The following is a 22,860-nucleotide window of genomic DNA, read 5'->3' as shown; positions in this document are numbered from 1 at the left end:
GGCCTAAATCAACAATGGCTCTGCTGGAGGCTGTTCAAGCGAATTATGAGAAGACGCCCTGGCGCGTTCCAGTAATGTCACCAGCAGGCTGTCGGGGAGTGCTTTTCTAAAGTTCACCCCGATGTAGGGCTCGCTAGACCATTGAACCTGTGTTGTTAGGTGCAGATTAGCGATCCTTATATTAATGGTATCACCTGGATGGCATGCGGTATCGGTTCTAATTTTTGCGCCATTGCAGCTGATGTCTTTGATGACAGCCGAATGGGTTCGGTTTGACAGCGTAATGGTGCAGGGCAAGGTGCAAAGATGCCTTTGCTCTCTGCGTTGCTGCGTTTGTTTCCATTCCTTCTGCAGCACAAATGCCAAACCGGCAAAGGCAACGACTGTAAAGAGGCCCCCAGCAGCAGAGCCATGGAAGGCATGGTTTTCTGCGTCCCCAGGATAATCAATTCCAGACAAGCTAGTGCTGGCACAAGACACCGCCTTGATGCGTCTTCGAAGCGAGCTAAGCGACTGAGGGATTTCTAGGGTGTCCGCACAGGTGCGAGCCCTTCGGCGTCCTGACTTCAGTTCAACCTTTAACACCGATCTCTGTTCAGCAATTAGATGTGCTGTCGGTCGTTCAAAAGTCGCCAGATTGTCTCGGCGGAGCGCTACGCGGAAAGAAACAACTGGATTCTGAGCAAGGAAATTTTGAAGCCTTGCAGGGGCGTCTGGACAGTTCCCGCTAGATAAATGCTCAAGATATTGTTCGCTGTAGAGCACGAATGTTACAAGTTTATCCTGTGCAGCGCATTCATTGGCCTCTGCCAATCTTGCTGCGCTGAAATCAAGGATGAAAAACACAATAAATAGGAAGGCAAACTTTGTTTTTATAAAAGGTATCAACTGATCAACTCACAACTGTATTTAATTTTTGGGTTCGCAGGTGCAAAATTGGCTTGGCGCCGGCTCTTTTATTCTATGTATGTGGAAACGGAGACTCCGGGTTCATAGTTACGCTTTGTTTGTAATGCAAAAACGCCCGGTTCTGATTTGGGGCAAAATTGATGCAGACCACAAAAGCGTGGCTTACGTTTGTGGTCTGCACCGCTCCAGCCCACGGGAACGCGTTGAGGGCTGGGAACCGATCACTCGTTACACTACACCATGAGTGTGGCGGGTAAGGGTTAACCAGGCGTACCGCGGGGCGTTAGTTCGCCGTGAAATCGACCGGCATCTGGGCCACTTGCACTTTTGGGGCAATCCAAGCTATTTGGGAACGAATTGCCGAGGCAAAGGAGAGCAAGGAATGCGTCGAGTTGTTGTTACCGGACTGGGATTGGTCACACCGCTGGCATGTGGTGTCGAAGAAAGCTGGTCTCGGCTGCTGGACGGACAGTCCGGTGCGGGGCCCATTACCCTGTTTGATGCTGTCGAAAGCGGTGTAACCACCACTTATGCCTGCGAAGTTCCACGCGGTGATGGCACCGATGGGACATTCAATGCTGATGATTGGCTGCCCAAGAAAGAGCAGCGCAAGATTGATGACTTCATCCTTTATGGTATTGCTGCTGCCGAAATGGCCGTTCGCGATGCTGGCTGGAAGGCTGAAACCGAGGATCAGCAGTTCCGCACTGGTGTGATGATCGGTTCCGGCATTGGTGGTCTAAGTTCAATCGCTGACACTGCCGTGATGATCAAGGAACGTGGCCCACGTCGTGTATCCCCCTTCTTTATTCCCGGCGCGCTGATCAACCTGATCTCGGGTCAGGTCTCAATCCAGCACGGCTTCAAAGGCCCGAACCACTCGGTTGTGACCGCCTGTTCCACCGGCGCGCACGCCATTGGCGATGCCAGTCGCCTGATCAAACACGGCGACGCCGATGTGATGATCGCTGGTGGCGCCGAGGCTGCCATCTGTGAAATCGGTATTGCCGGCTTTAACGCTTGCAAGGCGCTGTCGACCAAAATGGCCGATGACCCAACCAAGGCCAGCCGACCCTATGACGCCGACCGTGACGGTTTTGTCATGGGTGAGGGCGCAGGTGTTGTTGTTCTGGAAGAGTACGAACACGCCAAAGCACGCGGCGCCAAGATCTATGCCGAGGTTCTGGGCTATGGTCTGTCGGGCGATGCCTATCACATCACCGCTCCGTCCGAGACTGGCGAAGGCGGCGAACGCTCCATGCGGGCTGCTCTGGCTAACGCTGGGTTGAAACCTGCCGACATCGATTACATCAATGCGCACGGTACTTCGACCATGGCGGATACCATCGAACTGGGCGCGGTTGAGCGGATGCTGGGCGATGACGCCGCGTCGGTCACTATGACTTCGACCAAGTCGTCGACCGGTCACCTTTTGGGTGCTGCTGGTGCGATCGAGGCAATCTTCTCGATCCTGGCGATCCGCGATCAGGTGGCCCCTCCAACCATCAACCTGGACAACCCCGCTGTTGAATCCAAGGTCGACCTGGCCCCCAACGCCAAGCGCGAGCGTGAGATTAACGTGGCTCTGTCCAATTCCTTTGGCTTTGGCGGCACCAACGCATCCGTGATTTTCGGAAAGGCTGACTGATGTGGCGCGCCCTTGCTTCGAATATGCTGACGTTCCTCGTGGTGGGGCTTTTCCTGTTGGGGGGCGTCATCCTTTGGGGCAAAACTCAGTATACCACTAGCGGACCGCTGGAAACGGCGATCTGCCTGCGGGTCGAGCGGGGCTCGAACATGACAAAGGTAAGCCGCGACCTGGAAGCCCAGGGCGCGGTTGCCAATGCGGCAATGTTCCGTATCGGTGCCAAATACAGCGAAAAAACCGGCCAGCTCAAGGCCGGTAGCTTCCTGGTGGCACCGGGGTCGTCCATGGAAGAGATCGTCGCACAGGTGACAACATCGGGCGCCAGTTCTTGTGGCACAGAAATTGTCTATCGTGTGGGCATCACACGGGTGATCGCCGAAGTGCGTGAGCTGGACCCGGCCAGCAACAAATTTGTTGAACGGGCCGAATTCCAGGTTGGTGTTGATGAAACCCCAGCCGAATACACCGAAAAACGCGCACAGGGTGATACTCGCTATCGAATTGCTCTGGCCGAAGGTGTAACCAGCTGGCAGGTGGTCGATGCGCTCAAGGCGATGGATGTGCTGGACGGTGAGCCTGGTGAACGCCCAGCCGAAGGCATGTTGGCCCCCGACAGTTACGAAGTTGTGCCTGGCACCAAGCGGGCTGATGTTCTGGCTGAAATGCAAGAACGCCAGCAGTTGCGCATCAATGCCGCCTGGGAACAACGCACCGACGGCCTGCCATTGGCCAACGCCGAGGAAATGCTGATTCTGGCGTCGATCATCGAAAAGGAAACTGGTGTTCCCGAGGAACGCCGTCAGGTTTCCAGCGTGTTCATCAACCGTTTGAACCGTGGCATGCGTCTACAAACCGATCCCACCGTGATCTATGGCGTCACCAAGGGCGAGGGCATTCTGGGCCGGGGCCTGCGACAAAGCGAGCTGCGCAAAGCGACCCCTTGGAACACCTATGTGATCGAAGGGCTGCCTCCGACGCCCATCGCCAATCCCGGCATGGCCAGTCTGTTGGCCGCAGTGGATCCGGATCAGACAAACTACGTGTTCTTTGTTGCCGATGGCACTGGCGGACACGCCTTTGCCGAAACGCTGGATCAGCACAATCGTAACGTCAAGAAATGGCGTGAGATCGAAGCTCAGCGGCAAAACAACTAGGGTTTGACCCACAGCAATAAGAAAAGGGCGCTTCGGCGCCCTTTTTTGTGTTCTAGCAGACTGACATCGGATCAGTTGTGCTGGTTGCGCCAGTCCCAAGGGGTTTGGGTTGGGGCTTGCCAGATGCCCAGACCATCGCTTTGAGCGTTGCTGGCCTCAGACAGATAATAACCGCTTTCCTCAACAGGCCAGGCCAATCCCTCTTCGACCAGCATTGCCCCCACATCACGCCCATCTGCGTCACACGAAGCAATATAGTGGCCGTAGTTGTTCTGCTCGCTGCTATAGCAATCAACCCGCGCGGCCAGACCAATGATGCTGCGGGCGCGGTCACCCGACTGTGCGGCACAGTCCCAATGATCACCACCAGCACTGTTACATTGCTGCGCGGCTTCGGGAGCATCAATGCCCACCAGGCGAATTTTCAGATTGCCCAAGGTCAGGAAATCACCGTCGACAATGCGAAAGGCTTCGCCCGGGGCCGAGACCAGTGGGCGAATGTCGCCAGCAAGCTGCTGAATGCTGTGAAGCTCCAGAAAAATGCGTGCCGAAACCGGGTCAACGTTTAAGAGATCTTCCGAGGAAGCTGCGGTGGCCCCAAACGCAACGGCAACGACAGCTATTGAGCGTTTTATCATCATCATGGTGGCTTCTTTAGATAATTGTCAGGTTCTATTCTGACTTAAGTATGCTGGCGAATTGGCCAAAATTTCGTTAACATTGGATAGTATTTTTTTATCGCTATTCGCCGAGCCTTGATGAAATTCAGATAATTAGCTCTCATCCCTTTTGGTTTTTAAGAAACTCATAGGCCAATATTAGGACCCAAGAAATGATCATTCGATTGGCCACTGCGGAAGATGCCGCACAGGGAGTGATAACGTTGCGGGCTTCGATTTCCGAACTTTGTAGTCTGGATCACCAAAATGACCCGCGTCAAATTTCCGACTGGCTGGACAACAAGACAGCACAGTCCTGGGTGCAATGGGTCATTAATCCCGATGCCAAGCTGTATGTGGCAGAGGCGGGGCGGTAAATTTTTGGCGTTTCCATGCTGCACAACACCGGTCGGATCTTGCTGAACTATGTAAACCACAATGCGCGGTTTTCCGGGGTGAGCAAAGGGTTGCTTGGTCAGATGGAACAGGATGCACGCGCCATTGGGCTTGCAGAATGCACTTTGGACAGCACCAAAACCGCGCGTCTTTTCTATCTAAGGCAGGGCTATAGCCCTTTGGATGGTAACGAAAATTCTGTCTTGTCCAAGAAGCTTAACAGGTAGTTCAAAGTCGGCGCAGGGGCCTGGAACATCACCACTGTTGCGTAACCAGCGCACGCAGTATTCCAGAGAATCCTTGACTTTTGTGGAATATTCGCGTATAGGTTGCGCTTGCAGTTGGGTGATATTTTGATTGGCGCCTAACAAAACACGGGCCAATCAAATGTCTCTTGTGCGGTTTCATCGCATAAGGATCAACCACATGGTCACCACCACATTAGATCCACAAATTGACAAAACCGCCGATCTGCTCAGGTCACTGCAGGAGTCCATCCTGCGTTTGCGCAACGAGGCAGAGGCGCTGCGCGAGCAGCTGGAAGCCGAGGGAGAGGTCGACGGCACCGTGTCGAAACCTCAGATCACCAAGCTAGAGGGGCTTATCCGGGACTGTCAGAAAGTGGAGAAAACCCTTGTCGCCCAATCCAGCACCCTCACAACCCTCACCACACCCAGCTTTGACTTCGACGCCATCCGGGCTGACATTTGCTGCCGACTGGCTAGCCTGCGTGCCTGCTGTGATGAGCAGGATGTTCCTGGATGAACTGCCCGAGGATCAATTAGCTGCCTTTCCATATCTGTTCGAAGTCTGGGCCCTGCCGCATCAGCTGCCACCAATAGGCGACTGGCACACTTGGATCATATTGGGCGGTCGAGGTGCCGGAAAAACCCGTGCCGGGGCAGAATGGGTGCGCAACCAGGTCGAAGGCAACCTGCCGCACACCCCGGGAGCAGCCCACCGAGTGGCCCTGCTGGGGGAAACCTATGATCAGGTCCGCGATGTCATGGTGCATGGCGACAGCGGCATTCTGGCCTGTTCTCCGCCCGATCGTCGCCCCACATGGAAGGCCAACGAACGTAAGCTGATCTGGCCCAACGGGGCCACGGCACAGGCGTTCTCTGCCCACGACCCCGAAGCCCTGCGCGGCCCCCAGTTTGACGCTGCCTGGGCTGATGAGCTGGCCAAGTGGAAAAAGGTTCAATCGAGTTGGGACATGCTGCAATTTGCCCTGCGGCTGGGGCAGGACCCCCGGCTTTGTGTCACCACCACCCCGCGCAATGTGCCAACCCTGCGTGAAATCATGGCCCAACCCAGCACTGTGCAATGCCACGCCCCAACCGAGGCCAACCGCGCCAATCTTGCGCCCTCGTTCCTGACCGAGGTCCGCAGGCGCTATGCGGGCACCCGATTGGGGCGGCAGGAACTGGATGGAGAGCTGCTGTCCGACATCAAGGGCGCATTGTGGACAGGCGAGATGCTGCAAGCCGCACTGGTCGAGGATGCGCCACCCTTGGACCGGATCGTAGTGGCGGTAGATCCAGCTGTGAGTGCGGGCAAGGGTTCGGATGCCTGCGGTATTGTGGTGGTTGGCGCAACTCTGCAAGGGCCGCCGCAGGACTGGCGCGGCTATGTGCTGGGGGATTGCACCGTGCAGGGCGTGGGGCCGCTGGCCTGGGCCAAAGCTGCCATTGCAGCGATGCAGGACTTTGGCGGTGATCGTCTGGTGGCCGAAGTGAACCAGGGCGGTGCGCTGGTGGAAAGCGTGCTGCGGCAGGTCGATCCCTTGGTGCCGTTCAAATCTCTGCACGCCAGTCGCTCTAAGTCCGCCAGGGCTGAGCCGGTGGCGGCGCTGTACGAACAGGGCAGGGTGTTTCACCTGCCGGGGCTGGGCGAGCTAGAGCAACAGATGAGCCAGATGACCCCGCTGAGTTATCACGGGGGCGGCTCGCCGGATCGGCTGGATGCACTGGTCTGGGCGCTGCATGACCTGATCATCCAACCCGCCGCGCAACACCTCAGGCCGCGACTGCGCAGCCTGTAAGCAACGGCCGTTTGCCCCTGTGGTAAACGGCTTTTCTTTGAGTATTTGCAGCAAAAAGAAATCCCTGCGGGTAGGGATGTTGCGCACCCACCGTACGCCCTGCTTCGGAAATCTTCAGCTCTGTTTGGGATAAGTGTTCTCAGCAAAAGGGCACACCAGCCCGGCACCTAAGAATGAGGAATGGTCATGGTCTTTGACGTCCTGCGGCGCAAAAACAAACCAATCGAGCAAAAGGCAAGCGCCACCGCGCGGGTTGTGTCCTGGCAAGGCTCTGGGCGGATTGCCTGGAGCCCTCGCGATAGCCAGTCCATGATCCGCAGCGGATTTGCAGGCAACCCGGTTGGGTTTCGCTGTGTCAAACTGATTGCGGAATCCGCCGCTGCTCTGCCGCTGGTCCTTCAGGACGTGTCGCAGCGGTTCGAACAGCACCCCATTCTGGCTCTGCTGGCGCGCCCCAATGCAGCACAGGGGCAGGCCGAACTGCTCGAGGCCCTGTTTGGCCAACTCCTGCTCAGCGGCAACGCCTATGTCGAGGCTGTTGCCGCTGACGCGGGCCTTCCGGTTGAATTACATGTGCTGCGGTCAGACCGGATGTCGGTTGTGCCCGGTTCCGATGGTTGGCCTGCGGGTTATGACTACAAGGTCGGCGGGCGTAAACATCACTTTGCAGGCACCGGACCCGGTGTCGCCATCTGCCACATTCGCAGCTTTCATCCGCAGGACGATCACTATGGATTGTCCCCCCTTCAGGCGGCGGCCATGGCGGTAGATGTCCACAACAGCGCCTCGCGCTGGTCCAAGGCGCTGCTGGACAACGCCGCGCGTCCCTCTGGTGCGTTGGTGTGGAAAGGCAGCGATGGCGGCGGCAGCATGGCGGATGACCAGTTCCGCCGCCTAAGCGACGAGATCGAGGCCAATTTCCAAGGCGCGCGCAACGCCGGGCGACCGATGGTGCTCGAGGGCGGTTTGGATTGGAAGCCCATGGGGTTCTCGCCCAGCGACATGGAGTTCCAGAAAACCAAAGAGGCCGCCACCCGCGAAATCGCGCTCGCCTTTGGGGTGCCGCCGATGCTCTTGGGCATTCAGGGCGATGCCACTTACGCCAATTACCAAGAGGCCAACCGCGCCTTTTACCGGCTGACGGTGCTGCCCCTGGTCACCCGTGTTGCCGCCACGCTGGTCGACTGGTTGGCAGGCTTTGGCGGCGAGAGCCTGACCCTGAAACCCGATCTGGACCAAGTGGCAGCTCTATCTGCCGAACGCGATGCCCAATGGACGCGGGTGGCGGGGGCTGAGTTCCTTAGCCGCGCCGAAAAGCGCAGCCTGTTGGGGCTTCCCCCCGAGGATGGAGGGCAAGAAGATGCGTGACACCCTGTCTCCACCCTTTGACTGCGCGCCAGGGCTGCGTTTGGCAGCACATGAACGGCTGATGCAGATACAGCAAGAGCATCTGAACCGACGGCTTGACCGATTGGAAGAGATGATGGAGCGGCTGGACCGGCGGCTGTGGCTCACCGTCTACGGAGTTGCTGCGGTGATCCTGGGGCAGGCGTTCCGATCAATAATGTTGCTGCAATAAGCTCTGAGATTCAAATTGTTACGGGAGTTTCCTATGCATTGTGAACCCCAGCTTGAACACAAGTTCATGTCTGCAAAAACTGCCCTGAGCCTAACCGATGGTCAAGTGATCCAAGGCTATGCTAGCCGCTTTGGCGAGGTGGACCAATGCGGCGATGTGGTCCTGCTGGGTGCCTATGCGGCCTCCTTGGCGGCGATCCAAGCACGCGGAGGCAAGGTCAAAATGCTGTGGCAGCATGACCCGGCCCAACCCATCGGTGTCTGGGACGAGGTGCGCGAGGACAAACAGGGGCTTTGGGTCAAGGGCCGTATTCTGTCTGAAACCCAGCGCGGGGCCGAGGCCCTGGCCCTGATCGAGGCGGGCGCCATTGACGGGCTGTCGATTGGCTATCGCACCAAATGCGCCAGCAAGGGCCCCAAGGGCGAGCGACAACTCTCCGAGGTTGACCTGTGGGAGGTGTCACTGGTGACCTTTCCCATGCTGCCCTCGGCCCGGGTGGCTGCCAAAGGGGCAGAGGACCCGACCACTAAGGCCTTACAGGACCTGTCGCAGGTTCTGACACAGGCACGGCGGCAATTTGCGGGCGGCTAAGCAGGCACATTTCTAAACTAACAGGACAGTCAGATGAGCAAGAACACTCCCCAGATGGGGGCAACAGAGGCAGCCCCTTTGATCCAGGACGTGACCACTGCAATGGCGGGTTTCGTTGAGGATTTCAAAGGGTTCCGGGATGACATCAAGGCGAAACTGAAACAGACCGAAGAGCGAGTAACCATGTTAGATCGTAAAACGCAAATCACAACCCGCCCGCAATTGGCTGCCAGAACCGATACCGGCGCACCGCATCAAAAGGCGTTCCAGGCCTATCTGCGCTCGGGCGAAGATGACGGTCTGCGCGGGTTGCATCTGGATAGCAAATCGATGTCGACCGCCGTGAACAGCGATGGCGGCTATCTGGTGGATCCGGTGACCTCAGAAACTGTCGCCTCGGTTCTGCAATCGACCGCCTCCATCCGCTCCATCGCCTCGGTTGTTACGGTTGAGGCCACGTCTTATGACGTGCTGATCGACCACACCGATGTTGGCGCGGGCTGGGCAACCGAGACCGACCCGACCGCTGAAACCGGCACCCCGCTGATTGACCGCATCGCCATCCCGCTGCATGAACTCAGCGCCTTGCCCAAGGCCTCGCAGCGGCTGTTGGATGACAGCGCGTTCGACATTGAAACATGGCTGGCGGGTCGCATTGCCGACAAATTCTCCCGGGCCGAGGCCTCGGCCTTTTTGACTGGCGACGGCGTGGACAAACCTACTGGCATCCTGACCCATGGCAAAGTCGACAATGACAGCTGGACCTGGGGCAATATCGGTTATGTCATCACCGACACAAGTGGTGGTATTGGCGATGGCGATGCTATTGTTGACCTGGTCTATGCGCTGGGGGCGGAATACCGGGCCAACGCAACTTTTGTAATGAATTCAAAGACTGCCGGGCTGATCCGCAAGTTGAAAGACGCCGATGGCCGCTTCTTGTGGTCCGATGGTCTGGCTGCGGGTGAACCCGCCCGCCTGATGGGCTATCCGGTGCTGATTGCCGAGGATATGCCAGACGCCGCGGCGGACAGCTACTCGGTGGCCTTTGGTGATTTCGCCGCCGGTTACACTATCGCTGAACGCCCCGACCTACGGGTGCTACGCGATCCGTTCAGCGCTAAACCACATGTGCTTTTCTATGCAACCAAACGTGTCGGTGGTGATGTCAGCGACTTTGCCGCCATCAAACTGCTGAAATTCGGCCTGGCCTAAACCGCCAGTCTGAATGCGTGACCGGCAGCCCGGTCACGTGGCAGGCGCGCCTCAACATTCCCTTTGCCGTCCAGCTGCTCCCCTCCGTCCGAGCGGCATCGGGAGAGGCGCGCCCGCCCAATCCAATTTAGTCCCAAGCGGGACGCAAGTTTCCGGAGTAATGTGATGATGTTGACCGAACAGACGCCGGTGCCCGAGACCGCGCTGCCGCTGGAGCCGTTCAAGGCACATCTGCGGCTGGGAACCGGCTTTGGCGAGGACAGCCTCCAGGACGAGGTGCTGATTAGCTTTCTGCGCGCCGCCATCGCCGCCATTGAGGCAAGAACCGGCAAGGCCCTGATTTCACGCCAGTTTGATCTGAACCTGCATAACTGGCGCGACCAGACGGGGCAGGATCTGTCGCTGGCCCCGGTTACATCAATCGACAGCGTGGTACTGATTGATGCGTATGGCGCTGAGGCGACGGTTGATACTACCCTGTATCGCTTGATGCAGGACAGCCAGAACCCACAGCTTTGTCCCACCAAAACCCTGCTGCCCAGCGTTGCAACCGGCGGCGCAGTGCGGATCAGCCTGACCGCTGGTATGGCCAATGCTTGGGGCGGTTTGCCGGCTGATCTGGGGCAGGCGGTGCTGATGCTGGCGGCGCATTACTACCAATATCGTGATGATACCGCCCTGTCTGGCGGCTGCATGCCCTTTGGCGTGACCAGCCTGATCGAACGCTATCGCATCGTGCGGCTTGGCCTGGGGCGGGTGCAATGACTGTTCCTGTTCTCAGCCGCCGCCTAACGCTAGAAGACCCACAGCGCGTCAGCGATGGCAGCGGCGGGCATACCGAGGTCTGGGAGGCCATGGGGCAGCTTTGGGCAGAGGTGAAACCGCTCACCGGGCGCCTTAGACTTCAGGGCGGGGTGGATCTGTCACTGCAACGCTACCGCATCACCGTGCGGGCCACACCGGTTGGGTCCACCAGCCGTCCACGCTCGGATCAAAGGTTTCGAGACGGTACACGACTGTTTCTGATCCACGCGGTGACTGAGTCTGATGACAGCGGGCGCTACCTGACCTGTTTCGCGCAAGAGGAGGTCTCGGCATGAGCTACGCAGTGTCCGAGGCCCTGCAAGCGGCGGTGTATCATCACCTGACCAGCGATCCAGAGCTGGCGGGTGTGGCGATCCACGACGCCTTGCCCGCAGGGGCCATTCCGGCAACCTATGTGCTATTGGGCGAAGAAGAGGTGCGAGACCGCTCGGACTCTGATGGAGCAGGGGCCGAGCACCGGTTTACCCTTTCTGTTCACTCAGACAGCGCGGGGTTTGCAGGCGCAAAACTGATCGCATCACAGCTCTGCGACAGCTTGATTGATGCGCCGATAACCTTGTCACGCGGGCAATTGATCGGCCTGTGGTTTGACCGCGCTCGCGCCCAGCGGATGCGCGATGGAAGCCGTCAAATCACCCTGCGGTTCCGCGCCCGGGTGGCAGATGGCTAGCCTTGGCTCATCCACAAGTTGCCCACAGCTTATCCACAGAAAATCAGCGCTGTAAGCGGCTGACAAAATGGAGAAAAAGACATGACTGCACAAAATGGCAAAGATCTCTTGGTCAAGGTGGATATGAACGGCGCAGGTCAGTTCGAAACCCTGGCTGGCCTGCGCGCCACCCGCATCAGCTTTAATGCTGAAACGGTGGATGTCACCAGCCTCGAAAGCCAGGGCGGCTGGCGCGAATTGCTGTCGGGTGCCGGTGTGCGCTCGGCCTCAATCTCAGGCTCAGGCGTGTTTCGAGATGCCGGATCGGATGAACGCGCACGGCAGCTGTTCTTTGACGGCATCACCCCGGATTTTCAGGTGATCATCCCTGACTTTGGCATCGTGCAGGGCGCTTTTCAGGTCACCGCGCTGGAATATGCCGGCAGCCACAATGGTGAGGCCATTTATGAGCTGACCCTCGCCAGCGCTGGCGCGCTTACCTTTACGGCGGTGTGATCCATGGCCAATCCCTGGACAGGCGAGGTGACTTTGGTGATCGACGGTAACCCACGGGTTACCAAACTCACGTTGGGGGCCTTGGCCGAGTTAGAGCAGGAGCTGGCAACGGGTTCCCTTATCGACCTGGTGCAACGCTTTGAAAATGGAGAGTTTTCCGCCAGGGATGTGTTGGCTCTGATCGCCGCCGGGCTGCGCGGGGCTGGGCAGCCCATGTCCGCCGAAGAACTGGGCAAAGCCGAGATCGGAGGCGGCCCAATAGAGGCTGCACGGGTGGCGGCGCAGCTCTTAGCGCGGGCCTTTATGATCCCGGACATGCCATGAGCAGCTTGGATTGGTCAGCGATGCTACGCGCCGGTGTCATGGGGCTGCGGTTAACGCCAGCGGTGTTCTGGCAGCTGACCCCGGCTGAGTTGCGGTTGATGCTGGGGCAGGTGGGGGCGCAAAACCCTATGGCCCGCAGCGGGTTAGAGGCCTTGATGAAGACATTTCCTGACTATGCAGGAGGCAACAATGAGTGATCATGAATCGATTGGCGATCTGGAGTTGCAGGCCTATGGCCTGGGCGATGCCCTGGGCGATGCGGCCGGGATGGCCGCCACTTTTGACGCTGAATTGCGCCGCGTGCGCGAGGCTTTTGCCGCCACAGGCCGCGATGCGGCGACACTGGAGCGCGGCATGTCCAAGGGGCTGCGCAAAGCCTTTGACGGGGTGGTGTTTGACGGCATGAAACTGTCAGACGCGCTGGAAACTGTCGCGCGGTCGATGATCAACACCACCTATAACGCCGCGATCAAACCGGTGACCAATCATATTGGCGGGCTGTTATCCGATGGTGTGACGGGCCTGATTGGTGGCTTGCTGCCCTTTGCCGATGGCGCTGCCTTTTCCCAAGGCCGGGTGATGCCCTTTGCACGTGGCGGCGTGATCTCTGGTGCCACCACATTCCCGATGCGCGGCGGCACCGGCCTGATGGGCGAGGCTGGCCCCGAGGCGATCTTGCCGCTGGCCCGTGGCCCCGATGGCTCACTTGGTGTGCGTAGTGGCGGCAGCGGTGCGGTCAATGTGGTGATGAATGTCACAACCCCCGATGTGCAGGGCTTTGCCCGCAGTCAGGGCCAAATCGCCGCCCAGATGAGTCGGGCCCTTGGGCGCGGCAACCGCAATCGCTAACATCAGTTGGAGACAGCAGTCATGAACTTCCACGAGGTCAGATTTCCCGCCAGTCTCAGCTTTGGCTCCATCGGCGGGCCCGAGCGGCGCACCGATGTGGTGACGTTGGCCAATGGGTTCGAGGAGCGCAACACCCCCTGGGCCCATTCCCGTCGTCGCTATGACGCTGGGCTTGGGCTGCGCTCACTGGACGATATCGAGGCGCTGATCGCCTTTTTTGAGGCCCGCCGTGGACAGATGCACGGCTTTCGCTGGAAGGATTGGTCAGACTATAAATCCGGCCGAGCAAACGCTGAAATTTCCTCTGATGATCAGGTGATTGGAGAAGGAGATGGATCCACGATTACATTCCAATTGTGCAAAACCTATCGGTCGGGCAGCTTTACCTATGAGCGGCCCATTCACAAGCCGGTGGCAGGCTCGGTACGCATTGGCGTTGAACAGGATGAGTTGCAAGAACTGGTAGATTTCACCCTTGATGTCACCACCGGCGTGGTGACCTTTGCGTATCCTCCGCCCGAGGGGCTGTCGGTTGTGGCAGGGTTCGAATTTGACGTGCCGGTGCGGTTTGATACCGACCGTATTTTGACCAGCGTTGCCAGCTTTCAGGCCGGGGATGTGCCCAATGTGCCAGTGGTCGAGGTGCGGGTCTGATGGGGGGCATGCCAGCAGCATTCAAAGACCACCTGCAATCCGGGCTAACAACCCTTTGCCGGGCCTGGGCGATCCGCCGCACTGATGGCGTGGAACATGGATTTACCGATCATGATCAGGATCTTAGCTTTGAAGGTTACAGCTTCAAGGCTGGCGCCGGGCTTAGTGCGCTGGCACTACAGCAGGCCACGGGGCTATCCGTGGACAATACCGAGGCCATTGGTGGGCTCAGCGACGCCTCGGTCTCGGAGGCTGATATCGAAGCCGGGCGCTATGACAAGGCCGAGGTGCGCTGTTGGTTGGTGAACTGGGCCGATGTCAAGATGCGGTGGCTGATATTTCGCGGCACTATCGGGCAGTTGCGGCGGTCCGGCGGCACCTTTCATGCCGAGTTGCGCGGGTTGACCGAGGCCTTGAACCGGCCTCTGGGTCGGGTCTTTCAGAAACCCTGTACGGCCGTGTTGGGCGATCAATCCTGTGGCTTTGCTCTGGATACCCCGGGATACGTCGAAGACCTGCCGATTGAGCATACCAGCCGTGGGCAAGACTTTCGCTGGACTGATCTGGCTGGTTTTGAACCGGGTTGGTTCTCTCGTGGCAGGTTTGAGGTTTTATCCGGTTCTGCCAATGGGTTGAGTGAGGTGATTAAACAAGATCACATAGTGGGCACGGCCCGCGTGATCGAACTGTGGCAACCTTTGCGCGCCCCCCTCCAGCCGGGCGATATGGTGCGCCTGCAGGCGGGCTGCGATAAGCGAATGCAGAGCTGTCGGCTGAAATTCAACAATCTGGTCAACTTCCAGGGCTTTCCCGATATTCCGGGCGAAGATTGGGTGATGGCAGTGCCCAAGCAAAATGGCACCAACACCGGTGGGAGCCGCCGATGACCTCTTGTGGATCCAAAGTGGTGACACTTGCCCGCGACTGGATTGGCACGCCCTATGTGCATCAGGCCGCCTGCAAGGGCGCGGGGTGTGACTGTTTGGGGCTGGTGCGGGGCATCTGGCGCGAGCTGTGCGGGTATGAGCCCGAGCAGATGCCTGCCTATTCCATGGACTGGTCTGAACCGCAGGGAGAGGAACGCCTGTGGCAGGCCGCACAGCGGCATTTGCGGCCAAAGGCATTGAAACAGATGGATATAGGGGATGTGGTCCTGTTTCGCATGCGAAGCGGATCTGTAGCCAAACATCTGGGCGTTCAAAGCAATGTCCAGAACAGCGCCGGGACGGGCGGCGCGTTTATCCATGCTTACAGCGGCCACGGGGTTGTTGAAAGCCCGCTAAGCCAGCCCTGGCAGCGCCGAATTGTTGCGCGATTTCAATTCCCTGAGGAGAGTTTCTGATGGCAACCATACTTTTGTCCGCCGCGGGTGCGGCCCTTGGGGGAACTGTTGGTGGAACGGTGGCGGGCCTGTCATCGGTGGTGATCGGCCGCGCTGTTGGGGCCACAATCGGCCGCGCCATTGATTCACGCCTTTTGGGTGCCGGGTCGGATGCTGTGGAAACCGGCAAGGTCGACCGGTTCCGTCTGACCAATGCCAGCGAAGGCGTTGCAATTGCCCAGAGTTTTGGCCGTATGCGATTGGGAGGTCAGGTGATCTGGGCCTCGCAGTTTGTTGAAAATAAAGAAACTTCCGGTGGCGGCAAAGGCGCACCAAGCCAGTCGCGCACAACCCAATACAGCTATTCTGTGTCGCTGGCGATTGCCCTGTGCACGGGCGAGGTCGCCAGTGTGACCCGTGTTTGGGCCGATGGAGAAGAGGTCGCGTTGAGCGAGCTGAATATGTCTGTGTATCCCGGGACCTCGGATCAACAGCCCGATCCGGTGATAGCGGCCGTTGAGGGCGCAGATCAGGTGCCAGCCTATCGCGGCACGGCCTATGTGGTGATGGAAAACCTGGCGCTAGAGGCATTTGGCAACAGGGTGCCGCAGTTTTCGTTTGAGGTGGTTCGGGCAGATCAACCTGAGAGCGCCGAGTATGCTGAGGATCTGGGCCAGCTGGTGCGCGGTGTCGCACTGATGCCTGGTAGTGGAGAATATGCGCTGGCCACCACACCCGTTCACTATGATCACGGAGCAGGGCAGGCCAAAGCTGCCAATAGTCATGCGCCTTCGGGCCAGAGTGACTTTGTCACCTCGCTTGACGCGCTTGAGAGTGAACTGCCCACCTGTGATGCGGCCTCGTTGATTGTCAGCTGGTTTGGCGGCGATCTGCGCTGCGGTGAATGTCGCCTGAAGCCCAAGGTCGAGCAAACGGCGGCAGATGGGGGTAATATGCCCTGGAGTGTCTCGGGCGTAACACGCTCCGCCGCACAGGTCATCGCGCAAGAGGAGGGCCGTCCCATCTATGGCGGTACCCCGGCCGATGCCTCGGTGGTCGAGGCGATCCGGCATATGCGAGATCAGGGGCGGCGGGTGATGTTCTATCCGTTTATCCTGATGGACCAGCAGCTTGGCAATGGCTTGCCCGATCCATGGAGCGAGGCCGAGCATCAGGCCCATCTGCCTTGGCGCGGGCGGATTACCCTGTCCACAGCCCCCGGGCGGCCCGGGTCGCCCAATGGCACAACGGCTGGGGATGTCGAGGTAGCTGCCTTTGTGGGCAATGTGACAGCAGCGGATTTTATCGTTGGTGACGGCATCGTCACCTACACCGGCCCCGATGAATGGACCCTGTCGCGGTTTATCCTTCATTATGCGGCGCTCTGTGCCTCTGCAGGAGGGGTAGACGCCTTTTGCGTAGGGTCCGAGCTGCGCGGGCTCACCCAGATCCGTGGCGCAGGCGGGTTCCCGGTGGTGCAGGTTTTACGCAACCTAGCAGCCGAGGCCCGCAGCCTGTTGGGTTCAGACACCAAGATCAGTTATGCCGCTGATTGGTCAGAGTATTTTGGCTATGATACGCCCGAGGGCGACCACTTGTTTCACCTCGATCCACTGTGGGCTGACGACAATATCGATTTTATCGGTATCGACAATTACATGCCCTTGTCCGATTGGCGTGATGGCGAGGACCACGTGGATGCCAAAGCCGGGGTGCCCAGCATTTATGACCCGGCCTATCTGGACAGCAACGTCGAAGGCGGCGAGGGGTACGACTGGTACTACCACTCCCCCGAGGCCCGCGCGGCGCAGATCCGCACCCCAATCGACGACGCCGCACACGGTGAGCACTGGATCTGGCGCTACAAGGATATTCGCGGTTGGTGGGAGAATGATCACCACAATCGAATTGGCGGCGTGCGGCAAGCTAGCGCCACTGAATGGGAGCCGAAAAGCAAGCCGATCTGGTTCACCGAACTCGGCTGTGCTGCCATCGACAAGGGCACCAACCAGCCCAATAAATTTCTAGACCCTAAAAGTTCGGAATCCAAACTTCCTAAATATTCCAATGGTCTGCGCGATGATCTTATCCAAGTCAAATACCTGCGCGCGGTTCTTGGGCATTGGAAAATCTCGGAAAACAACCCGCAGTCAAACCTTTATGATGGCCCAATGGTGGACATGGCAAATGCCTATGTCTGGGCTTGGGACACACGACCCTTCCCGGTGTTTCCAAATGATTTGGACAGCTGGAGCGACCGGAGTAACTACCCGCGCGGTCACTGGCTGAATGGCCGGGTTGGTCAACGTACGCTGGCCTCGGTGGTGGCAGAGATTTGCCGCCATGCCGGGCTGCCTCCTGATAGTTATGATGTGTCGCAACTGCATGGCGTGGTGCGTGGCTATGTGGTGAGTGATGTGGCTGATGCCCGGGCGGCCCTGCAGCCTTTGATGCTGCGTTATGGATTTGACGCCATCGAACGCGATGGCCAGTTGCTCTTTAAACTGCGAAGCGGCACCAGCGCCATTGATCTGGATCCCGACCGCTTGGCGCTCAGTGATGATCTCGACAGCGACTGCGACCACAGTCGTGAAAGCGAAGCAGAACTGGCCGGCCGGGTGCGTCTGCGCTTTGTCGAGGCGGGGGGCAACCACGATGTGGTTGGTGAAGAGGCGGTACTGGCTGATCAGTCCACTCATGCGGTGAGCCAGAACGATCTGCCCATGGCCCTCACACGGGGCGAAGCACGGCAGGTTGTCGAGCGCTGGCTAACCGAGGCCCGGGTGGCCCGCGATACGGTCAAATTTGCCCTGCCACCTTCGGCGATGGGGCTTGGCGCTGGCGATGTGGTGCGGATGACCGATCGGGCCGGAACCGGCACTTTGCTTCGCATTGATCAGATCGAGCAGACCAAGCTGCAACTGGCCGAAGCTGTGCGCATCGAGCCCGAAGTCTATACGCCCTCACAGGTCGGCGAAGACCTGCCAAGTGTAACAGCCTTTGCCGCGCCCGTCCCGGTGTTGCCGCTGTTCCTTGATCTTCCCTTGATCAAAGGCGATGAGGTTGCCCATGCGCCGCATCTTGCGGTTGCGGCAAACCCATGGCCTGGTACGGTAGCGCTCTATGCCTCAGCCAGCGATGACAATTACGCGTTGGACAAGATCATCGCTGCCGGATCAACCATTGGGATGACCCAGACCCCCTTGCTGGAGTCGCCTCCCGGACTCTGGGATCAGGGAGAGGCCCTGTTGGTTTCCCTGATCTCAGGCGATTTGCAAAGCCGCGATGCCGGTGCTGTTTTGAATGGCGCCAATCTACTGGCAATTGGTGATGGCAGTGCGGGCAACTGGGAGCTGTTGCAGTTTCAACAGGCCGAACTGATTGCCCCAGGCCGCTATCTGCTGCGCAAACGCTTACGCGGCCAACTTGGCAGTGATGCCCTGATGCCACCGGTCTGGCCTGCTGGCTCCTGGGTGGTGATGCTTGATGGCAGCGCTGTGCAGCCCGCCCTGTCGCCGGTACAACGCCGAATTGCGCGCCATTATCGCATCGGCTCGGCCCGGCGCAGCTATGATGATCCATCTTACGTGCACCGGATTGAAGCCTTTGATGGCAACGGCTTGCGCCCCTACAGCCCGGTTCATCTGCGTCAAAGCGGCGTCATAGGCGAGGATCTGATGCTAAACTGGATCCGCCGTACCCGGTCCGAGGGCGACAGCTGGGACCTGCCCGAAGTGCCTCTGAACGAAGAACAGGAAACTTATCAGATCCGAGTATTCCGGGGCGCCAGTTTAGTTGTGGACTATACCGCCAACACACCCCAGTGGTCTTATCCGGTCAGCGCCCAGATCAGTGACGGCGCACTGTCTGGTGACCGGGTCGAGGTGGCGCAGATTTCGGCCTCTTATGGCGAGGGGCTGGCGGCGCATCTGGTGCTTGCATGATCCGGCCCGTGCTGCACGAAGATGTCACCTCAACCGCGCGGGCCTTGCTGGCAGCACAGCAACCTGCGCGGCGTGACTTTTGTGCTGCTATCTTTGAACAGGCAGCCAAAGCCAAACGGTATGTGGATCATAACAAACGCCTGCATCCACAGTTCGGCAACGGCTCGCTGACGGGTGCCGCGCGAAAATACCAGCTGGTCGATGAGCCAAGCTTTGATAACCCGGATTACTGCACGTGTGTCATGATGGTCCTGGAACACTTGCACCAGAAACTGCTCAACCGTGAGTCGGGGCAGGGTCAATGAAGGCCGCAGGCCACCGCGCATCCGCGCGGGCTTGCTCATTGACGCAGACGCGACTCGCCCCAAGACTTGATATGGCTGCTTGAGGGCAGACCTGCCCCTCAAGGCCTCTCAGCAGGTCTTTTTCCGCCGTGCCGCAGGCACGGCGCTGGTCGTTTTGGGCAAAGCCCAAAGCGAAACCGGAGTTCCAAAGTGATCCATTCCATTCAATAATGTGATCAATCAAAACTTTGCATTTGGCAAAAACACACATAGATGCCAGACTCAAAGGTGCAAAACAGGACACAATTCCATGGTTGAAACACAGCACTCCATTTCCACACTGGATCCGGTCTGGGATCAGATCACCACCGAAGCCCAAGACGCAGTGGCCACCCAGCCGCTGATGGGCGGGTTGATCCATGCCTGTATTCTGCATCACAAATCCATCGAGAAGGCGCTGTCGTATCGCATCGCGGCCAAGCTGAGTTCGAACGAGATGTCGATGATGGTGTTGCGCGAAATTGTCGATGACGCCTTTGCCCGGTCGCCCGCTATTGTCGAAGCCGCCCGCGCTGATTTGATGGCGATTTATGATCGCGATCCCGCCTGCCACCGGTTGCTGCAACCGATCTTGTACTTCAAGGGCTATCAGGCAGTGCAGGCCTATCGCGTCGCCCATTGGCTGTGGACCGAGGGGCAGCAGGATCTGGCCTATTTCATCCAGATGCGCACGTCTGAGATCTTTGGCATCGATATTCACCCCGGTGCCAAACTGGGGCAGGGCATCATGATCGACCATGCCCATTCCATCGTGATTGGTGAAACCGCTGTGGTCGGCAACAACGTCTCGATGCTGCACTCGGTCACGCTGGGCGGCACTGGCAAAGAAGAAGAAGACCGCCACCCCAAGATCGCCGATGGCGTGCTCATCGGTGCCGGGGCCAAGGTGCTGGGCAATATCAAGGTTGGCCGTTGCAGCCGCATCGCCGCCGGGTCGGTGGTGCTGCAAGAGGTACCTGAATGCACAACCGTGGCTGGGGTGCCGGCCAAGATTGTGGGCGAGGCAGGATGTGATCAACCGGCGGTCAATATGGACCAAGTGGTGCCCTGCGGAAGTAAAAGTAGGGACAACTGACTGCTGGGATCTGACTAGCTAGGTTTGAAGAGGGGCGGTATCGCCCCTTTTTTTATTGTGGGGTGCTGATAGTTTACTGTCGTAATAGCGACTATCAGGGGCTTATGGTTTTGAACAAAACGATTTTATCCCCCATTTCATTTGTTTGCATTGCTGCTGCAGCTGCTGTTCAGGCCAAAGATCAACCCTATGGTCGCATTCCGGTGTTAAATGCTTTGGGTAATGTTCCAGCGGGGTTTGAGCAGTTTGCGGATGTGTTCGGTGACATGCTGGCAAGCAAAGATGCTGCAGGTCTGCAGACTTTGGTGTCATCCAACTATCGCTGTGTGAACTGGGACGGTGAAGATTGCACGAGTAGTTCTGTCAGCCAGGACCGGTTTGGCGAATTTGGCGATTGGCAGAGCGTTGAGATCACGTGGGGGAACCTTCTACTCACCAAAGAGGATGCTTCTGGAGAATATTGCGCGCCCGGTCATTACGCCTATGACACTGGTTTGCTGTACGAGGCGCATGACAAGTTTGGAGAAATAGGCAGTGAACCCGTGCAGGAGTGGCTGGTCGCTGTTGGTGAGGTGACGGTTTACGGCTCCCCGTGGGCGATGGGGGAAATTGCGACCCTAAAGGATGAGTTGGTTTTCCCGACTTTCTATCTCTATCTCGGCACTCCAGAGGATGAGAACTTCGCCGATCTAGAGAGCTTTTTGGAGGTTTGGGCCCGTCAGCAGGTTCTGATGCCTGACGGGCGCCGAGGATTTGTATTTTTAGACGATCTTTCTCCTTTGCAGACAGATCGGATCTGTTTTTCCCACGCGTCTGGGCAATGGGAGATCATCAGTGTGCATCGGGCGTATTTTCCGTAATATCAGTACCCTTGGCATGCTGGGTTGAGCGTGCAAATGTGTGATCACGGACTTGCAACCGGGCTGCAGCAGATTGATATAGATAGGGAAATTAGCAGTGCCGTTCGGGCACAATCTGTTGAGGACCCGAAATGATTTATCAAACCAATGGCCGTGGCCGTCTCTATGACAATGTGTTGCAAACCATCGGCGACACGCCCACCATCCGCCTCAACCGCATCGCGCCCAAGGGCGTGGATATCTATGTGAAATTCGAAGCCTTCAACCCCGGTGGCTCGGTCAAAGACCGCTTGGCGCTGAACATCATCGAGGCCGCCGAGCGTGAGGGCCGTCTGCAACCGGGCCAAACCGTGGTTGAGGCGACAAGCGGCAACACTGGCATTGGCCTGGCCATGGTCTGCGCCGCCAAGGGCTATCCGCTGGTGATCACCATGCACGATGGCTTCTCGGTTGAGCGTCGCCAGCTGATGCGGATGCTGGGGGCCAAGGTGGTGCTGACCCGCAAGGAAGACAAGGGCATGGGCATGGTGGTGAAGGCTCAGGAATTGGCAAAGGCCAATGGCTGGTTCCTGGCGCATCAGTTTGAAACCAAAGACAACGCTGACATTCATGAGAGCACCACAGCCCGTGAAATCCTCGGCGATTTTGACGGTTCGAAACTGGACCAAGTGGTGCTGGGATACGGCACCGGCGGCACCGCCACCGGTCTGGGCCGGGTGCTGAAACAGGCGCGTCCCGATCTGAAAATCGTGCTGAGCGAACCCGAGAATGCCGCGTTGGTGGGATCCGGCACTGCTCAGCTCCGCAACGAAGAGGGCGAGCCCGCCGAGAGCCATCCGTCCTTTGCCCCACACCCGGTGCAAGGCTGGACCCCAGACTTCATTCCACTGGTGCTGCAAGAGGCGCTGGACAAGGGCTATTTCGACGGGCTGGAGCCTGTGACTGGCGCTGAGAGCATCGCCATGTCCCGGCGTCTGGCGGCCGAGGAAGGTATTCTGGCCGGGATTTCAGGTGGGGCATCCGTTGCCGCCGCGCTGAAAGTGGCCGAAAAGGCACCCGAGGGTTCGGTCATTCTGGCCATGCTGCCAGACACCGGCGAACGCTACCTGTCGACCCCACTGTTCGAAGGTATCGGGGCCGAGATGGACGACGAGGAACTGACCCTGTCGCATTCGACACCTGGGTTTAAGTACTGATCCGCGTGCTGCCGCCAGCGTTGCGCTGGTGGTTGGTTTTTACGGGTGAAACTTTTGCAAAAAGAAGCTGGTGGTTGGTTTTTACGGGTGAAACTTTTGCAAAAAGAA

At 58.4% G+C, this 22,860-nt stretch carries 27 protein-coding genes; 25 read left to right on the top strand and 2 right to left on the bottom strand.

Features of this window, described 5'->3' with window-relative positions:
- Positions 1–3: 3 nt before the first annotated feature.
- The gene (locus tag AC2T28_RS08075; protein ID WP_486748463.1) at positions 4–888 is read right to left on the bottom strand and encodes a PilZ domain-containing protein; all 885 of its coding nucleotides are present in this window, start codon (positions 886–888) and stop codon (positions 4–6) included.
- A 403-nt stretch (positions 889–1,291) separates the two neighbouring features.
- On the opposite strand from AC2T28_RS08075, the gene fabF reads away from it, so the two are divergent.
- Both fabF and mltG read left to right on the top strand, forming a co-directional pair.
- Positions 1,292–2,557, top strand: coding sequence for a beta-ketoacyl-ACP synthase II (gene fabF, locus AC2T28_RS08070; RefSeq protein WP_486748462.1), 1,266 nt, complete (start codon positions 1,292–1,294; stop codon positions 2,555–2,557).
- Positions 2,557–3,711 carry an endolytic transglycosylase MltG gene (gene mltG / locus AC2T28_RS08065; RefSeq protein ID WP_486748461.1) on the top strand — a complete coding sequence of 385 codons (1,155 nt, stop codon included), beginning with the start codon at positions 2,557–2,559 and terminating at the stop codon, positions 3,709–3,711. The genes fabF and mltG overlap by 1 nt, the downstream gene beginning before the upstream one ends.
- A gap of 71 nt (positions 3,712–3,782) precedes the next feature.
- Here the strand turns inward: mltG and AC2T28_RS08060 are convergent, their stop codons facing one another.
- Positions 3,783–4,355, bottom strand: coding sequence for a thermonuclease family protein (locus AC2T28_RS08060; protein ID WP_486748460.1), 573 nt, complete (start codon positions 4,353–4,355; stop codon positions 3,783–3,785).
- 188 nt (positions 4,356–4,543) lie between these two features.
- Here AC2T28_RS08060 and AC2T28_RS08055 point away from each other — a divergent pair, with 188 nt between their 5' ends.
- From AC2T28_RS08055 to cysK, 23 genes are all read left to right on the top strand, one after another.
- Positions 4,544–4,747, top strand: coding sequence for a hypothetical protein (locus tag AC2T28_RS08055; RefSeq protein WP_486748459.1), 204 nt, complete (start codon positions 4,544–4,546; stop codon positions 4,745–4,747).
- A complete protein-coding gene (locus AC2T28_RS08050; protein WP_486748955.1) occupies positions 4,748–4,993 on the top strand; it encodes a GNAT family N-acetyltransferase in 246 nt (81 codons plus the stop codon). It abuts the gene before it with no gap.
- A gap of 199 nt (positions 4,994–5,192) precedes the next feature.
- A complete protein-coding gene (locus AC2T28_RS08045) occupies positions 5,193–5,531 on the top strand; it encodes a hypothetical protein (RefSeq protein ID WP_486748458.1) in 339 nt (112 codons plus the stop codon).
- Positions 5,518–6,810, top strand: coding sequence for a DNA-packaging protein (locus tag AC2T28_RS08040; RefSeq protein ID WP_486748954.1), 1,293 nt, complete (start codon positions 5,518–5,520; stop codon positions 6,808–6,810). Before AC2T28_RS08045 ends, AC2T28_RS08040 begins: the two co-directional genes overlap by 14 nt.
- Before the next feature lie 186 nt (positions 6,811–6,996).
- Positions 6,997–8,178 (top strand): phage portal protein, encoded by a 1,182-nt coding sequence (locus AC2T28_RS08035; protein ID WP_486748457.1) that lies wholly within the window; start codon positions 6,997–6,999, stop codon positions 8,176–8,178.
- Positions 8,171–8,389 carry a GTA head formation protein, RCAP_rcc01685 family gene (locus AC2T28_RS08030; protein WP_486748456.1) on the top strand — a complete coding sequence of 73 codons (219 nt, stop codon included), beginning with the start codon at positions 8,171–8,173 and terminating at the stop codon, positions 8,387–8,389. The genes AC2T28_RS08035 and AC2T28_RS08030 overlap by 8 nt, the downstream gene beginning before the upstream one ends.
- Before the next feature lie 33 nt (positions 8,390–8,422).
- A complete protein-coding gene (locus AC2T28_RS08025) occupies positions 8,423–8,980 on the top strand; it encodes an HK97 family phage prohead protease (RefSeq protein WP_486748455.1) in 558 nt (185 codons plus the stop codon).
- Between the two features lie 33 nt (positions 8,981–9,013).
- A complete protein-coding gene (locus AC2T28_RS08020) occupies positions 9,014–10,195 on the top strand; it encodes a phage major capsid protein (RefSeq protein WP_486748454.1) in 1,182 nt (393 codons plus the stop codon).
- 165 nt (positions 10,196–10,360) lie between these two features.
- Positions 10,361–10,960, top strand: coding sequence for a head-tail connector protein (locus AC2T28_RS08015; RefSeq protein WP_486748453.1), 600 nt, complete (start codon positions 10,361–10,363; stop codon positions 10,958–10,960).
- On the top strand, positions 10,957–11,295 hold the full coding sequence (locus AC2T28_RS08010; protein WP_486748452.1) for a phage head closure protein: 339 nt from the start codon (positions 10,957–10,959) through the stop codon (positions 11,293–11,295). The genes AC2T28_RS08015 and AC2T28_RS08010 overlap by 4 nt, the downstream gene beginning before the upstream one ends.
- Positions 11,292–11,690 carry a DUF3168 domain-containing protein gene (locus AC2T28_RS08005; protein WP_486748451.1) on the top strand — a complete coding sequence of 133 codons (399 nt, stop codon included), beginning with the start codon at positions 11,292–11,294 and terminating at the stop codon, positions 11,688–11,690. The genes AC2T28_RS08010 and AC2T28_RS08005 overlap by 4 nt, the downstream gene beginning before the upstream one ends.
- A gap of 81 nt (positions 11,691–11,771) precedes the next feature.
- Entirely contained in the window at positions 11,772–12,185 is a 414-nt protein-coding gene (locus AC2T28_RS08000) for a phage major tail protein, TP901-1 family (RefSeq protein WP_486748450.1), read from the top strand.
- 3 nt (positions 12,186–12,188) lie between these two features.
- Positions 12,189–12,509: a gene transfer agent family protein gene (locus AC2T28_RS07995; protein ID WP_486748449.1), complete on the top strand. Its 321-nt coding sequence runs from the start codon at positions 12,189–12,191 to the stop codon at positions 12,507–12,509.
- Complete coding sequence (locus tag AC2T28_RS07990) at positions 12,506–12,706, top strand: rcc01693 family protein (RefSeq protein ID WP_486748448.1); 201 nt, start codon at positions 12,506–12,508, stop codon at positions 12,704–12,706. The genes AC2T28_RS07995 and AC2T28_RS07990 overlap by 4 nt, the downstream gene beginning before the upstream one ends.
- The gene (locus AC2T28_RS07985; protein WP_486748447.1) at positions 12,699–13,358 is read left to right on the top strand and encodes a phage tail tape measure protein; all 660 of its coding nucleotides are present in this window, start codon (positions 12,699–12,701) and stop codon (positions 13,356–13,358) included. The genes AC2T28_RS07990 and AC2T28_RS07985 overlap by 8 nt, the downstream gene beginning before the upstream one ends.
- Before the next feature lie 21 nt (positions 13,359–13,379).
- Entirely contained in the window at positions 13,380–14,012 is a 633-nt protein-coding gene (locus AC2T28_RS07980) for a phage distal tail protein, Rcc01695 family (protein WP_486748446.1), read from the top strand.
- A complete protein-coding gene (locus tag AC2T28_RS07975) occupies positions 14,012–14,899 on the top strand; it encodes a DUF2163 domain-containing protein (RefSeq protein ID WP_486748445.1) in 888 nt (295 codons plus the stop codon). Before AC2T28_RS07980 ends, AC2T28_RS07975 begins: the two co-directional genes overlap by 1 nt.
- Positions 14,896–15,354 (top strand): NlpC/P60 family protein, encoded by a 459-nt coding sequence (locus AC2T28_RS07970; RefSeq protein ID WP_486748444.1) that lies wholly within the window; start codon positions 14,896–14,898, stop codon positions 15,352–15,354. Before AC2T28_RS07975 ends, AC2T28_RS07970 begins: the two co-directional genes overlap by 4 nt.
- Positions 15,354–19,277, top strand: a complete 3,924-nt coding sequence (locus tag AC2T28_RS07965; RefSeq protein WP_486748443.1) for a baseplate multidomain protein megatron — start codon at positions 15,354–15,356, stop codon at positions 19,275–19,277. Before AC2T28_RS07970 ends, AC2T28_RS07965 begins: the two co-directional genes overlap by 1 nt.
- On the top strand, positions 19,274–19,582 hold the full coding sequence (locus AC2T28_RS07960; protein ID WP_486748442.1) for a DUF7742 family protein: 309 nt from the start codon (positions 19,274–19,276) through the stop codon (positions 19,580–19,582). The genes AC2T28_RS07965 and AC2T28_RS07960 overlap by 4 nt, the downstream gene beginning before the upstream one ends.
- Positions 19,583–19,871: 289 nt before the next feature.
- Positions 19,872–20,696 carry a serine O-acetyltransferase gene (gene cysE, locus AC2T28_RS07955; RefSeq protein ID WP_486748441.1) on the top strand — a complete coding sequence of 275 codons (825 nt, stop codon included), beginning with the start codon at positions 19,872–19,874 and terminating at the stop codon, positions 20,694–20,696.
- A gap of 110 nt (positions 20,697–20,806) precedes the next feature.
- Positions 20,807–21,556, top strand: a complete 750-nt coding sequence (locus AC2T28_RS07950) for a hypothetical protein (RefSeq protein WP_486748440.1) — start codon at positions 20,807–20,809, stop codon at positions 21,554–21,556.
- A 131-nt stretch (positions 21,557–21,687) separates the two neighbouring features.
- Positions 21,688–22,752 carry a cysteine synthase A gene (gene cysK, locus AC2T28_RS07945; protein WP_486748439.1) on the top strand — a complete coding sequence of 355 codons (1,065 nt, stop codon included), beginning with the start codon at positions 21,688–21,690 and terminating at the stop codon, positions 22,750–22,752.
- The last annotated feature ends 108 nt before the right edge of the window (positions 22,753–22,860 follow it).

The organism is Parasedimentitalea nitratireducens (assembly GCF_057444295.1).
Note: the sequence above shows the minus strand (reverse complement) of the source record. Positions and strands in the feature narration are given on the sequence as shown.